Raw genomic sequence first — 13,107 nt, forward strand, 5'->3', positions numbered from 1 at the left:
GACGCGCACTCTCTTGCATCCCTGCCCCCTCCTGATCCACGCTGAACCCATGTCTACCCGGCCCGGTTCCTTGCCGAGCGACCCCATCCTCGCGGCCCTCGATCGCGCACAGCGTGTCCAGAGGCTCACGCCGGAGCAGCGCGCCGAGCTCGATCAGGACCTCGCCGACATCGCGGCGGGCCGGGCGCGCCTCGTCGCTCATGAGGATCTGCCGCAGGCCCTGGAGGAGCTGGCCCGCGAGCAAGGCGGATGAGCTTCCGCGTCGTCTGGAATTTCCCTGCGCTGAGCACGTTTTACAGGCTGCCGATGCACTCGGCCTTCATGATCGACCGGGCGGTCGTTCGCTTCGCGGAGACGGGCGAAGGCGAGCTGGCGTGGGAGGCGCCCTACCACCTCCTCAGCGCGGGATTCTACGACGTGGTGCTCACGATCGAGCGCGAGGCGCGGACAATCGCCGTGCTCCGCATCTACCGCGCTCGCTGAGCGCCTCGGCCCCCCAGGGAGCGCCGCCCGAGCGGGCCCCTCGATCATGACCGACCCCGCGCTGCGGCGTCACAGCAGACTCCCCTGGAGGACGACCTGCGCGACGTTGAAGTAGAGGACGAGCCCGGAGACGTCGACGAGGGTCGCGACGAACGGCGCGGAGGCGCTGGCCGGGTCGAACCCTAGCCGGCGGATCACGAAGGGCAGCATCGCGCCGGCGAGCGTCCCCCAGGCGACGATGCCGACCAGGCTCGCGGCGACGGTGATGGCCACCTCGATGTAATGCTCACCGTACGTGTGGAAGATCGCCTGCCACACGAGGATGCGAATCATGCCGATCGTGGCGAGGATGAGGCCGAGTGAGAGGCCGGCGGTGAGCTCGCGGCGGACGATGCTCCACCAGTCCTTGATCGTGACCTCGCCGAGCGCCATCGCGCGGATGATCAGCGTCGTCGCCTGAGACCCGGAGTTGCCGCCGCTCGAGATGATGAGCGGCACGAAGAGCGCGAGCACGACCGCCCTCGCGATCTCGTCCTCGTAATGTCCCATCGCGCTCGCGGTGAGCATCTCGCCGAGGAAGAGCGCCGAGAGCCAGCCGGCGCGCTTCTTCACCAGGGCGAGCATGCCGGTCTGCATGTAGGGCGTGTCGAGCGCCTCCATGCCGCCGAGCTTCTGGATGTCCTCGGTCGCCGCGCTCTGGACGACGTCGACGATGTCGTCGACGGTCACGATGCCCTTCATCCGGCCCTCGGCGTCGACGACAGGGATCGCGTTGAGGTCATGGCGCGCGATGACGCGCGCGACCGCCTCCTGGTCCAGCGTATCGGGCACCGAGATGATGTCCCGCCGCATGACCTCGCACAGCGCCCTGTCGCTGCGCGCGGTGATGAGGTCCCGGAAAGACACCACGCCCAGAAGCCGCTGCTCCTTGTCGAGCACGTACGCGTAGTAGATGGTCTCGAGCTTCTCCTGGGCCTGCCGCTGGAGGTACCGGATGGCCTCGCCGACCTTCATGTCGGGCCGCAGCCGCGCGAACCGTGGGCTCATGAGCCCGCCGGCCGCGTCCTCGGCGTACGCCATGAGCGCCGTGACCTCGCGCCGCGTCGGCTCGTCCAGCGTCTCCAGGAGCGAGGCGCGGACTCCCTGGGGGACGAGCTGGATCACGTCCGCGGCGTCGTCGGGCGCGAGGAGCCGCATCCAGAGCGTGCGCTCGCCGGCCTTCATCGCGAGGAGAAGCGCGGCCTGCTCGTGCTCCGCGAGGCCGAGGAAGAAGCTGTGCTCCTCGCCTCGATCGAGGTGCTCGACGCCTTCAGCGCGCTCCTCGGGGGACAGCGCCGCCCAGATCTCGCCGAGCTCAACGGCGGTAAGACGGTCGTCGGACATGGGTCACCTCCACGACGAGGTAGCGGACGGGGAACGCTGGCTCGGGAATGGCCAGGCGGCGCACGACCTGGATTCCCACCGCAACACCAGGCCCGGGCGCGCCGAGCATCTACCGGCGAGCTCGTCCTGCGCAATCTGGATTTTTCGGCTCAGATCAAACCGGCATATCGCCGCTCAAACGGCACGTGCCAGGGTCGAACCAGAGCGATCCAGGCAAGGAGTTCGCCGAGGCGCTCATCTTCCCGCCGCAGACCGATGTCGCCGACCGGCACATCAAGGATCCGCCCGCGTCATGGCCCGTCCGCGAGGACAGCCGACTGGCGGACCGCCGCCGGCGCGCGCGCGTATTCCTTGAGCGCGATCGCGTCGTGCAGCCGGACCCCGTGGCTGCTCAGCTTGGCCAGCGCGCGCGACACCCCGGGCGGCACCACGCTGACCAGGCGGCCGATCTGCGCCAGCGACCACAGCTCGAACCTGCTGCCCGGGACCAGGCGCCTGGCGGCGTTCAGCGCGAACACCCTGCTGCGGCGCACGTAGTCGGCCAGCTTCCGCTCGCAGGCCTGGAACGCGCGCGCGTGGTCGCCCCCGGCCGCGGCCAGCTCGCCGGCGAGGACATAGGCGCCGACGACCGCGAGGCTGGTGCTGCCGCCGACCGCCGGCCCGGGCGAATAGCCGGCGTCGCCGGTCAGGGTGACGCGCCCGCGTGACCACGAGTCCATGCGCAGCTGCGTGATCGAGTCGAAGTAGAACGCCGGGGTCCGATCGAGCTCGGCCATCAACCGCGGCACCTCCCAGCCGGCCCCGGCGAACGCCTCGCGCAGCAGCTGCTTCTGCCGCGCGACGTCGCGATGGTGGACATCGAGCTCGCGCGGGCTGCGGAACAGGAACACCGCGCGCGCGTCGTCGATCGTGTGCGAGCCGTAGATCGCCGCCATCCGCCCGACCCCGCCGAGCACGATCGCGTGGTCGTGCAGCCCCAAGTAGTTGGGGATCGAGATCACCGCGAGGTAGGCGCCGATGAAACGGGCGAACTGCCGCTCCTCGCCGAACACCAGCCGCCGCACGTTCGAGTGCAGCCCGTCGGCGCCGATCACCAGATCGAAGCGCCGCGGCGCGCCGCGCTCGAACGTCACGTCGACACCGGCCTCGTCCTCGGCGAGCGAGGCGATCGAGTCGCCGAACACGTACTCGACGTCGCCCCGGGTCGCGTCGTGGAAGATCTCGCTGAGATCGTCGCGCATGATCTCGACGTGGCGGTCGGACACCGCGTGCATCAGCCGGCCGACGTCGATGTCGACCTGCCCTTGCACCCCCTCGCGCAGCAGCGTCATGCGCTCGGTGCCGGTCTTCTTGGCCTCGACCCGCGCCAGCACACCCATGCGCTCGACGATGTCCATCGCGGGCCGAAACAGGTCGACCGCGTGGCCGCCCGTCTTGCGCAGCGTCGGCGCGCGCTCCACCACCGTGGGCCGAAACCCGTGCCGCTTGAGCCAGTAGGCCAGCACCGGACCGGCGATGCTGGCGCCCGAAATGAGGATCTCCATGGGCCCCTCCTTACTTACCGATAGGTAAGCATGCGACCCAACCCTGCACAAGGCTTACCGAACGGTAAGTAAGCGGCTACACTACACAGGTGCCCCGAGCCCGGCCCTCCGACACCAAGGCGCGAATCCAGGCGGTGGCGCGCGAGCTGTTTGCGCGCCAGGGAGTCCAGCGGACCAGCCTGCGCGAGATCGCCGATCACCTCGGCATCACCAAGCCCGCGCTCTACTACCACTTCGACTCACGCGAATCGCTGGTCGCGAGCATCGTCGAGCCGCTGCTCGCGGAGATGGACGCGTTCGTCGCCGAGCGCGAGGGCGGCCCGCAGCCAGACCCACGCGTCCTGCTCGCCGACTACTTCGATCTCCTGCACCGCCACCGCGACACCCTCACGATGGTGGTCCGCGACCTCGCCACGCTCGCCTACCTCGACCTGGGCATGCGCATGATCGAGTGGCGCCGCCGCCTGATGCGCCTTCTCATCGGCCCGCGCCCCTCCCTCGCCGCCCGCGCCCGCGCCGTCGTCGCCATCGGCGGCCTCTCCGACTGCGTCATCGAGTTCACCGACGTACCGATGGAGAAGGTCAAGTCGCTCGCCGTCGAGGCCGCCCTCGCCGCGCTCGCGCCGACGTCATGAATCGCGTACCCACGCCTTACTGCCGTGCAGCTCGGCGCCCTTCGACCGGCGCTCACAAGACAACGTGAGCGCCGGCGGGGGGCTGTGCGCGGCGGCGCGCGGGTGGGCGCGGCGAGCACCGAACGAGGTGCCATAAGCTCTCAGGAGGCTCCACGTCCCAGGCGCGCCTTGTGTGGCGCGCGACGAGACGTCTCAGAAGGCATGGCCCGAAGTGAGACATGCCGGGCGGTGGCTCATGCGCAAGCTCTCCCGCCCCGGTCTTGGCGGATGGCCGAGCGCCCACCCGCGCGCCGCCGCGCACAGCCCCCCGCCGGCGCGGCGGCTCGGCTCAGCCCCCCTCTCCCTCTCCGCTACGCAGCCGCCGCCGCGCCGGTCACGCCGCCCGTGCCCGCGGCCTCGATCGGCGCCTCTTCCAGCGCCGCCGCGATCACCTGGCTCATGTCCTCGACGAAGATGAGCTCCAGCTCGGCCCGCACCTCCTTCGGGATCTCCTCGGCGTCGCGCGCGTTCTTCTGCGGCAGGACGACCCGCTTGATCCCGGCGCGGTGCGCCGCGAGCACCTTGGACTTGATCCCGCCGACCGGCAGTACCCGCCCGCGCAGCGTGCACTCGCCCGTCATCGCCGTGTCCGAGCGGACGCGCCGCGCGGAGAGGAGCGACGTCAGCGCCGTGAACATCGTCACGCCCGCGGACGGCCCGTCCTTGGGCACGCCGCCCGCAGGGACGTGGATGTGCAGGTCCTCCGCCTCGAGCTTCGCCGTGTCGACGCCGAGCTCGATGGCGTGGCTGCGCACGTAGGTGAGCGCCGCCTTCGCCGACTCCTTCATGACGTCGCCGAGCTGACCCGTGATCTCGACCCTCCCCTTCCCCGGCATCCGCGACGTCTCGATGAACAGGATGTCCCCGCCCACCGGCGTCCAGGCGAGCCCGGTCGCAACACCAGCGACGCTCGTCCGCTCCGCCACGTCGCTGAAGAACCGGACCTTGCCAAGGTACGTCCCGAGATCGCTCGCCTCGACCACCACGCGCGGCGCCTTGCCGTCCGCCGCGCGGGCGATCTCCAGCGCGACCGCCCGGCAGAGCTTCTTGATCTCGCGGCCGAGCTGCCGCACCCCGGCCTCGCGCGTGTAGTCGCGCACGATCGCCGCGAGCGCCTCGTCCGAGATCGACAGCGACCCCGGGTCGATCGCGTGCTCCTTGAGCTGCTTCGGGACGAGGTGCGACCGCGCGATCGCGATCTTCTCGTCCGGCGTGTAGCCGGACAGATCGATGACCTCGAGCCGGTCCCGCAGCGGCGCCGAGAGCGCGCCGAGGTCGTTCACCGTGCAGAGGAAGACGACCTCCGACAGATCGAACGGGAGCTCCAGGTAGTGGTCGACGAACGTCCGGTTCTGCTCCGGATCGAGCACCTCCAGCAGCGCCGCCTCGGGCGAGCCCCGCCACCCGGCGCCGAGCTTGTCGACCTCGTCGAGGAGCACGATCGGGTTCTTCACCTTGGCCTTCTTCAGCGCGTGCACGATCCGGCCGGGCAGCGCGCCGACGTACGTCCTCCGGTGGCCGCGCAGCTCCGCCTCGTCGTGCACGCCGCCGAGCGAGATGCGCACGAACGGGCGGCCCGTGGCGTCGGCGATCGACTGGCCGAGCGAGGTCTTGCCCACGCCGGGGGGGCCCGCGAAGCACAGGATCGTCGCGCGCGCCTTCCCGGTCAGCTTGAGCACCGCCATGTGCTCCAGGATGCGGCGCTTCACGTCGTCGAGGCCGCGGTGATCCTCGTCGAGCTTCGCCTTCACCGCGTCGAGGTCGTCCTTCACCTCCGCCCTCGCGCTCCACGGCAGGTCCGCGATCCACTCGAGGTACGTGCGGATCACGTTGTGCTCCGCGCTCTGCGGGCCGACCGACTCGAGGCGGCGGAGCTCCCGATCGGCGACGGCGCGCGCCTCCTCGGGGAGCCCGGCCTCGTCGAGGCGCCGCCGGAGGGCCGACAGCTCGTCCTCGCCCTCCTCGCCGCCCGCGAGCTCCTTCTGGATGGCCCGGAGCTGCTCGCGGAGGATCACCTCGCGCTGGCCCTTGCCGAGCTCGCGCCGCACGTCGCCGTCGATCTTCTTCTTCAGGTCCGCCAGCGCGGACGCCTCGGCGAGCAGGCCGGCGACCCGCTGGAGCCGAGGCACCACGCGGAGCTCCGAGAGCACCTCCATCTCCTTCTCGGTGGGCAGGCCGAGCGCGCCGGCGACCTGATCCGCGAAGACGCCCGGCTCCGCCCGGCTCGTGGCGGCGATCTCGGCGAGGTTGGTCCCCGTCTTCGGGCCGACCTCGCGGGCGCGCTCGCGCAGCGACGCCGCGAGCAGGCGCGCCTCCTCGGCGTCGCCGAGGAACTCGGGCGCGAGGGTGCCCTCGGCCCGCCACGTCGGCTCCGTCTCGACCAGGGCCGAGAGCGCGAAGCGATCGAGCCCCTCGATCACCAGCCGGTAGCCGTTCGAGACGCGCGAGATGTCGACGACCCGCGCGAACGTGCCGATGTCGTGGAGGTCCTCGCGCCGCGGATCCTCGCGCTTCGGATCGCGCTGCGCGATGACGCCGATCACGTCGCCGGCGTGGACGGCGTTGAGCAGCGCCACCGAGCGGGGGCGCCCCACCGGGAGCGTGAGCACGGTGCCGGGAAAGAGGACGCCGGTGCGGAGCGGGAGCAGGGGAAAGGGAGAACGAGGCGCGCTGGCGCCGCTGCGAAGCTGGCTCATGCGAACTCCTGTGGCAGCGGTCGGCTCGCGCCATCCCTGCCGGATCGGTCGAAGGTCAGGTGGACTGCGTGGACAACGCGCCGCTCCTCCGCCCGTGAGGGCGGCGCAGCGCGCGGATGGGCTCACGTAGACCGCCGCGAGCAACCGCTCGGGCGAGCTCCATGAATCGATGAACGAAAAGTAAATTCGTTCACGCATCCGTCAACCCGCCCCGCCGGCGAGCGCGACGGCCGGATCAGAACGCCTGTACGCCGAGCACGAGGCCGGGCCAGGCGCGCTCGGTGCTGGTGGCGTCGGAGCCGAGGGGGGCGCTGCCGTAGGGGCTCAGCTGGGCGTCCTTCGGGGTGCTGCTGAACGAGACGTTGAAGCTGGGGCCCCCGAAGATCGCGAGCGCCGGGAAGAGGCGGAAGCCGAGGAGCGCGCGCGCCTGCGCGATCGTGGCCGCGGACTCGAGCGTCGAGGGCTCGTGGAGCGTGTACCCGAGCACGTCGAGGTCGACATAGGCGCGCTGGTGGATGGAGATGCGGCCGCCCAGGCCGAGCGCGGAGACCAGGAGCGGGCGATTGCCGATCGTGCGAAGGCCGATCCCGTAGATGTTGTGGAAGTGGTCGCTCCCGTGCTTGACGCCAGCCACCACGATGCCGGACTCGAGCCCCCAGACGTCCACGTGCAGGCGGCCGTTGCGGATGAAGTTGAACAACCCGAGCGAGAACGGCGAGTCGCCGGCGTAGTTGACGAGGCCGATCTGCGCGCCCCCCACCTTCCCGGTGGCGATGTTGAAGAGCCCGATCTGCGTGCCGGTCGACTCGCCCGCGGCCACGTTGGTCACGCTGATCTGCGTGCCGGTCGACTTGCCCGCGGCCACGTTGGCCACGCCGACCTGCACGTCGGTCGCCGCGCCCGCGGCCACGTTGGCCACGCCGACCTGCACGTCGGTCGCGTCGCTCACGGCCACGTTGGCGACGCCGATCTGAAGGTCTATCGCGGCGCCCGCCGCGACGTTGGCCACGCCGAGCTGCGCCCCGTCCACGGGCCCGACGGCGACGTTGAACACGCCGCCCTGTGCGCCCGTGACCGGGCCGACGGCGACGTTGAACGAGCCGACCTGCGCGCCCCGGAGCGATCCGGCGACGTTGAGGCCCATCGTGATCTGCGCGCCGCGCGCCGGACCGAGCACGAGGTTGGCGCCGGACGAGAGCTGGGCGCCGCACAGGAACGACGACGCGATGTTGACCCCGGCGCCGAGCTCGAGGCCCGCGACGCCCGCCGTGTACCCGGCGATGAGGTTGAGCGAGTAGCGGCGGACGACGTTCGTGCCGTCGAGGGTCGAGGTGCCGACATACGGGAAGACGTCGGCGCCGAGGAGGACGGTCTTCGCGCCGGGGAGCGTGCACCGAGGAGGCTCCGGTGGCGCGGGGGCGGGGCGAGCGGCCTTCGCGGGGCGCGCGGCGCGGGAAGGCGGCGTCGGCCGACTGGCGGCAGGCGGCGCGGGGGGCGCCGCAGGCGATGGCTGCGCCGCAGGCGGCGCCTCGGGCGGGCGCTTGCCGAGCGCCGCCGCGAGCTCCGCTGCCTCGTCCCGGACGAGGTTGCCCGCGAGCAGGGCGATCGCCTCGGCGGCGCGATCGGGATCCTCCGGGACGTCGATGGTGCGCTCGATGCGGCGGCCGTCCGCGGCGCTGTGGCTCAGCGTGACGCGGCCGTCGGGCTCGCCGCGAAGGACCAGCGTGGAGCGCCCGGCGGTCGCGGCGCGGGCCAGCGTGACGTCGGCGCCGAGCTCGCGCCCGATGGCGGCGCGCACCGCGTCGGGATCGAGCGTCCACGGCGCGCCGTCGACGACGAGATCGACGCCCGCGGCGCTCGGCTCCTCGGCGAGGGCAGGCGCGGGGGGCGCGGTGACCGCGGCGAGGGCGCCCGCGGCCGCGAGCGCGTGCAGAAGGAGGAGGCCTGCGCCGCGCGCGGACGTCTTCCGGTCACGGCGCGGCGAGCCCCGCGGCGGCGCAGGGAGAGGTGCGAGGGCGGGTGTGTTCATCGACCGTGCTGTGCCCGCTCGCAGCACGTTCGTTCACGCGCCGCGACGTTCACTCGTCCGCGCTGCGCATCGCCTCGATCAGCGAGCGCGACTCGGCTTGGCGGTAGCCGCCGAGGGCGCCCTGCGCGAACGGCTCGAGCGCCCGCCGCGCCTCGTCCTTGCGGCCGAGGCGAACGAGGCAAAGGGCGCGGTTGTACTGGGCCTCCACCGCGAAGCGGCCGCGCGGGGCGGCGGCCAGGTACGCGTTCCACGCGTCGAGCGCGGCCGCCGGGTTGCGCTCGACGAAGTGCGCGCGGTGCGCCGCCTGATAGAGCGCGTCCGCGTCGGGGCTGGCCGGCGAACGCTCGATGGCCTGCGGATCGGCCGCAGCCGGCCGCGGCGCGGTCGGCAGGCGCGCGGCGCTCGGCGCGACGGCCGCGACCGGGCGCGAGGCCGACCGGACCGGCGCGACCGCCAGCACCGGCGCGCGCGGCGGCGCAGGGGCGATCGGGGGCTCCGCGATCGGCGCAGGCAGCGGCGGCGGCTCCGGCGCGACCGCCTCCGCGACCGCCTCGGCCTCCGGCGGCGCGGGCGCCTCGGCCGCGTGCCGCGGCCCGGACAGCGGGCGCTGCGGCGGCGGCGCGGGCGGAATGTAGGGCGCCTCGGAGACGCGCAGCCCGAGCCGCGACGCGAGGTCGTCCCAGCCGCCTGGGAACCAGCGCGCGGCCGAGGCCCACGCGACCGATCCGACGAGCACGGCGGCCAGCGGGACCACCACGCGGACCATCGCGAGGCGGCGGGCCCGCTGGGCCTTCAGGCTCCTCATCACGCGGGCGCGCGTCTCGTCGCGGCGGCCGCGCGACGCGTCTGCCTCCGCGCGCAGGGCGCGCGCGGCCTCGCGGAGCACGTCGTCCTTCATGGGGCCCTCTCTTCCAGCAGCGTACGGAGCTTCTGCTTGGCGTGGAACAGCCGCGTGCGCACGGTGGCCTCGGGCACGCCCATGATCTCGGACGCCTCGCGCGCGCTGCGCTCCTCGACCTCGCAGAGCACGAACGCCACGCGCTGCGCCGTCGGCAGCGCGTCGAGGGCGCGGTTCAGCGCCTGCGCGAGCGCGGCGCGGCCGGCTTCCCGCTCGGGGCTCGACGTGTGCTCCTCGTCCGGCTCCAGGGCGAGCCGCGCCATGGCCGCGCGGCGCCGCGCCGCCGCGCGGAGGTGGTGGCGGGCGTGGTTGACCGCGATCGCGATAAGGAACGTCTTGAGCGACGAGCCGCCGCGGAACCGCTGCGCGGCCTGCGGCAGGCTGATGAAGACGTCGTGGGCCAGGTCCTCGGCGGACGCGTCGTCGCCGGTGAGGCGGCGAGCGAACCCGCGCACCGCGCCATAGTGCCTGTCGTACGCCTCGCCGACCGCCGCGGCGTCCCCGCGCCGCAGCCGCTCGACGAGCTCCTCCTCCGCGTCCTGCGCGCGCTCGGCGCCACGGGAGAAGAAGAACGGCATGAGGAGCGCCATGGTCTTCATCGGGCGCCACCTCTCCTCCGCGCGCGGGGGCTCGTCGGCGCCGGACGGCTCTGCGCCCGGAAAACCCGCTGCTCGCTCCGTCCCATCTCGGTCCATCCCTGCGCCGTCATCGTTACACCCGAACGCGCTCGGCGGCGTTGCCCGTTTGCCATCAACAAGCGTCCGAGAGCCCGGGTCGACATGTGGCACACCCCGTCGTGCCCGGCGTGGAGGAGAGCGTTCATGGTCGGCGCGTCGGTTTCGTGCCCGGAGAGGTCGGGAACGTTCAACGCCGGTCGGCAAAATCGACCACCGGGGATCCGGACGGCTGAAATCGACGGCCAGGGGGCGCGATCGACCGCCGGGGTCCATCCCGCCGCCCGGGAGCTCCGGACCGGCGACCGTCGAGATCGTGCGCAGGCGCGCGACCCGTTGAACGGAGCGCGTGGCAGCGGGCACGCAGCTCCGAGTGGGCAGAGGGCGCCGCGCCGACGAGCCGCGCCGCTGCCCTGGATCCATCGCTGATCAGGAGTGATGACATATGAGCATGCGCACGGCCTTCGAATGGGGTCTCGGTCTCTCTTTGTCCTTCTTTTCGATGACGACGGTCGGTTGCTACATCGAGACTGGCGAGGACTGCGACTGGGACGACGACTGTATCGACGCGCCCGACGCTCCCGACTTCGAGCGCCCGGATCCGGAGGAGGACTCGGACGACGGTGAGGAAGGCGCGAGCAGCGGCGGGGAAAGCAGCGGCGAGGAAAGCAGCGCGAGCAGCGGCGGCGCGGGCGGGAGCTCCCCAGGGGGACCGATCGCCTGCGAGGCGGCGTGCGACTGCCCGAGCGGCGACGCGTGCGTCGAGGGGATCTGCAGGACGCCGTGCGCGGCCTCGTGCGATTGCGCCGAGGGCGAGTCGTGCGAGGCCGGCTATTGCGCGCCGCCGCCCGAGCCGGCCCTCTCCTGCGAGGTGGACTGCGACTGCCCGAGCGGCAGCGCATGCGTCGAGGGCCTCTGCAGCTGAGCCGCGCGGCGCTCCCCGGGGGCGCATCGCCCCGCGCGCGAGCTCATCGGGGGACCTCACGGGCCGCTCCCGCCCATCATCGTCCCAGCCCTGCTCGCTCCGGGGCGGCATCGCCTTCGCGATGCAAGCGCCACGGTCAGAGGTGAGCCCCCTGCAGAGCGAGCAGGTCCTTCACGTCGCCGAGGACCAGCTCGCAGCGCCGAGCCGCCGTCCCAGGGGCGCCCGTTGAACGATCATGTGCCCATACAGGAGATCGCCGTTGGCGAACGACGCCCCGAGGTGCGCGTGCTCGGAGCGTGACCGTTCGAGCCTCGCTCGTTCCGGGTCGTCGACGGGCCGCCCCATCATGGCAGCCTCCGACCAGGCGCGGCTCAACGACCAGAAGCCGGCGACCCGATCGCTCCACGTCTCGAAGTGGAGAGTTCGCAGCCCCGCGGCGCGCGCCGCGCTGCGGTATGCATCCGGTGAGCCCATTCGCGTGCGGTAGTATGTGTCGACGCGGGGCGCCGCCTCGGGACGACCGACGAACCAGTCGGCGATGTGCGCCGAGCCGCCCGGCTTCAGCAACGACGCGAGCCGCTCGAACCAGGTGCGGCGCTCGAGATAGCAAGACGTCTCGATGGCGACCGCCGCGTCGAACAGGTCGGAGCCCGGCAAGGCGTGCGCATCGCGCACGAAGACGCGCACGCGGTCCGCGACCCCCGCCATCTTGGACAACGCGCGAACGACCGCCGCGTGCGATGGCACGAGCGTGATCGCCGTCACGCGCGCTCGGAGCGACTCCGCCCAGTACAGCGAGCCGCCGCCGAGACCGCAGCCCACGTCGAGGAGCTCGATCCCGCCGCTGCGCGGCGCGATGTGCCGCGTCACCTCGGCGAGCAGCGCCTCCTGCGACTCGATCAGTCGCGCGCGCAGCTCATCGAGAGACCATCGTGGATCGACGGCGCCATCGCTGAACCCCGTGTGATAGTGCACGCGCGGCCCAGGGCCATACTTGGCCAGGATGCGCCGCGTCTTCTCATCATAAAACGCCGCGACGACCTGCTGCTCCTCGGTGAGGCTCAGAGGGCTGCTTCCAGTGTCGGCACTATCGTTCTCAGCGCAGCATCGATGCATCGGAGGCTCTCCTTCGCGAGAGAGATGGCGAGATCGCGCGCCCAGAGGGTCACCGCGCGGCGCTCATCTGGAGCGAGGCCGTGGATACGCGGGTCGCCCGTGGCGAGATCGCGCGCCACATGGGCCGCGATGCCGAGCCCGCGCCCGGCGCGCGCTGCAGAGGGCTCAAGGGGCGTCCCGACCCAGAGAATGCGCAGATAGGCCGCGTACTGGAGCCCTGCGATCGCCTCGGCGACCTCGCGTGTCGCTGCCTCCGTCCAGACGGTCGTCCGCATCTCTGCGAGCTGCGCACCGGCGGCCGCGACGAGGTCCGCGGCCGCGCGCGCCACGGCGTCGGACGGCACCGCGCCGCGCGCGAGCGTCGCGAACGCGAGATTCTGCAGGATGAACTGGACGGCCGGACCGGTGCGGGTCGGCCGTTCCAGGTACGTGCACTCCCCATCGGCGATGTCGTCCGCGAGGTTTGCAGCGCAGAAGCTGAAGAAGACCGCGGCGCCCCGCGCGAGGAGGGCGTCACGGGCCAGCCCGGCCTCCGCGCCCGCCGCATAAGCGAACGCGAGCGGCCCGGAGCGGCCTGCCTCGAGCGCCCGGATCACGTCGGCCTTCTCGAGAGGGCCGAGGGCGCTGCGGCCGACGACACGCAACGCCTGCTGAAAGATGGCTCCGCCGCTCATGGCGACCCCCG

The 13,107-nt window shown here is 72.4% G+C and carries 12 protein-coding genes; 4 read left to right on the top strand and 8 right to left on the bottom strand.

The annotated features are described in order from the left end of the window. Window positions 1-49: 49 nt before the first annotated feature. Together WME82_RS24725 and WME82_RS24730 are read left to right on the top strand one after the other, a co-directional pair. Window positions 50-253, top strand: coding sequence for a hypothetical protein (locus WME82_RS24725; protein WP_438044790.1), 204 nt, complete (start codon window positions 50-52; stop codon window positions 251-253). Then, window positions 250-483 carry a hypothetical protein gene (locus WME82_RS24730; protein ID WP_438044791.1) on the top strand — a complete coding sequence of 78 codons (234 nt, stop codon included), beginning with the start codon at window positions 250-252 and terminating at the stop codon, window positions 481-483. Before WME82_RS24725 ends, WME82_RS24730 begins: the two co-directional genes overlap by 4 nt. 69 nt (window positions 484-552) lie before the next feature. Here WME82_RS24730 and mgtE read toward each other — a convergent pair whose 3' ends face one another. Continuing rightward, window positions 553-1,866, bottom strand: a complete 1,314-nt coding sequence (gene mgtE / locus WME82_RS24735; RefSeq protein ID WP_438044792.1) for a magnesium transporter — start codon at window positions 1,864-1,866, stop codon at window positions 553-555. 290 nt (window positions 1,867-2,156) lie between these two features. Next, complete coding sequence (locus tag WME82_RS24740; RefSeq protein WP_438044928.1) at window positions 2,157-3,410, bottom strand: FAD-dependent monooxygenase; 1,254 nt, start codon at window positions 3,408-3,410, stop codon at window positions 2,157-2,159. A gap of 89 nt (window positions 3,411-3,499) precedes the next feature. On the opposite strand from WME82_RS24740, the gene WME82_RS24745 reads away from it, so the two are divergent. Continuing rightward, on the top strand, window positions 3,500-4,045 hold the full coding sequence (locus tag WME82_RS24745) for a TetR/AcrR family transcriptional regulator (protein ID WP_437873755.1): 546 nt from the start codon (window positions 3,500-3,502) through the stop codon (window positions 4,043-4,045). 350 nt (window positions 4,046-4,395) lie between these two features. On the opposite strand, the gene lon is transcribed toward WME82_RS24745, so the two are convergent. The 4 genes from lon to WME82_RS24765 all read right to left on the bottom strand — a co-directional run bounded on the left by lon (window position 4,396) and on the right by WME82_RS24765 (window position 10,306). Then, entirely contained in the window at window positions 4,396-6,780 is a 2,385-nt protein-coding gene (gene lon / locus WME82_RS24750; protein ID WP_438044793.1) for an endopeptidase La, read from the bottom strand. Between the two features lie 235 nt (window positions 6,781-7,015). Beyond that, on the bottom strand, window positions 7,016-8,809 hold the full coding sequence (locus WME82_RS24755; protein WP_438044794.1) for an LA_2272 family surface repeat-containing protein: 1,794 nt from the start codon (window positions 8,807-8,809) through the stop codon (window positions 7,016-7,018). A 49-nt stretch (window positions 8,810-8,858) separates the two neighbouring features. Further along, window positions 8,859-9,707 (bottom strand): tetratricopeptide repeat protein, encoded by an 849-nt coding sequence (locus WME82_RS24760; RefSeq protein WP_438044795.1) that lies wholly within the window; start codon window positions 9,705-9,707, stop codon window positions 8,859-8,861. Continuing rightward, entirely contained in the window at window positions 9,704-10,306 is a 603-nt protein-coding gene (locus WME82_RS24765; RefSeq protein WP_437747909.1) for an RNA polymerase sigma factor, read from the bottom strand. The genes WME82_RS24760 and WME82_RS24765 overlap by 4 nt, the downstream gene beginning before the upstream one ends. Before the next feature lie 577 nt (window positions 10,307-10,883). Here WME82_RS24765 and WME82_RS24770 point away from each other — a divergent pair. Further along, window positions 10,884-11,306, top strand: coding sequence for a hypothetical protein (locus WME82_RS24770; RefSeq protein ID WP_438044796.1), 423 nt, complete (start codon window positions 10,884-10,886; stop codon window positions 11,304-11,306). A gap of 171 nt (window positions 11,307-11,477) precedes the next feature. Here WME82_RS24770 and WME82_RS24775 read toward each other — a convergent pair whose 3' ends face one another. Next, window positions 11,478-12,422 (bottom strand): SAM-dependent methyltransferase, encoded by a 945-nt coding sequence (locus WME82_RS24775; RefSeq protein ID WP_438044797.1) that lies wholly within the window; start codon window positions 12,420-12,422, stop codon window positions 11,478-11,480. Continuing rightward, window positions 12,368-13,096 carry a hypothetical protein gene (locus tag WME82_RS24780; RefSeq protein ID WP_438044798.1) on the bottom strand — a complete coding sequence of 243 codons (729 nt, stop codon included), beginning with the start codon at window positions 13,094-13,096 and terminating at the stop codon, window positions 12,368-12,370. The genes WME82_RS24775 and WME82_RS24780 overlap by 55 nt, the downstream gene beginning before the upstream one ends. Window positions 13,097-13,107: the final 11 nt, after the last annotated feature.

Source organism: Sorangium sp. So ce128 (genome assembly GCF_051525245.1).
GTDB classification, from domain to species: Bacteria; Myxococcota_A; Polyangia; order Polyangiales; family Polyangiaceae; genus Sorangium; species Sorangium cellulosum_B.

Bases quoted from the DNA above. Each gene is read 5' to 3' on its own strand.
- WME82_RS24725 (WP_438044790.1), top strand. From the start codon at position 50: ATGTCTACCCGGCCCGGTTCCTTGCCGAGCGACCCCATCCTCGCGGCC.
- WME82_RS24730 (WP_438044791.1), top strand. From the start codon at position 250: ATGAGCTTCCGCGTCGTCTGGAATTTCCCTGCGCTGAGCACGTTTTAC.
- mgtE (WP_438044792.1), bottom strand. From the start codon at position 1,866: ATGTCCGACGACCGTCTTACCGCCGTTGAGCTCGGCGAGATCTGGGCG.
- WME82_RS24740 (WP_438044928.1), bottom strand. From the start codon at position 3,410: ATGGAGATCCTCATTTCGGGCGCCAGCATCGCCGGTCCGGTGCTGGCC.
- lon (WP_438044793.1), bottom strand. From the start codon at position 6,780: ATGAGCCAGCTTCGCAGCGGCGCCAGCGCGCCTCGTTCTCCCTTTCCC.
- WME82_RS24755 (WP_438044794.1), bottom strand. From the start codon at position 8,809: ATGAACACACCCGCCCTCGCACCTCTCCCTGCGCCGCCGCGGGGCTCG.
- WME82_RS24760 (WP_438044795.1), bottom strand. From the start codon at position 9,707: ATGAAGGACGACGTGCTCCGCGAGGCCGCGCGCGCCCTGCGCGCGGAG.
- WME82_RS24765 (WP_437747909.1), bottom strand. From the start codon at position 10,306: ATGAAGACCATGGCGCTCCTCATGCCGTTCTTCTTCTCCCGTGGCGCC.
- WME82_RS24770 (WP_438044796.1), top strand. From the start codon at position 10,884: ATGACGACGGTCGGTTGCTACATCGAGACTGGCGAGGACTGCGACTGG.
- WME82_RS24775 (WP_438044797.1), bottom strand. From the start codon at position 12,422: ATGCATCGATGCTGCGCTGAGAACGATAGTGCCGACACTGGAAGCAGC.
- WME82_RS24780 (WP_438044798.1), bottom strand. From the start codon at position 13,096: ATGAGCGGCGGAGCCATCTTTCAGCAGGCGTTGCGTGTCGTCGGCCGC.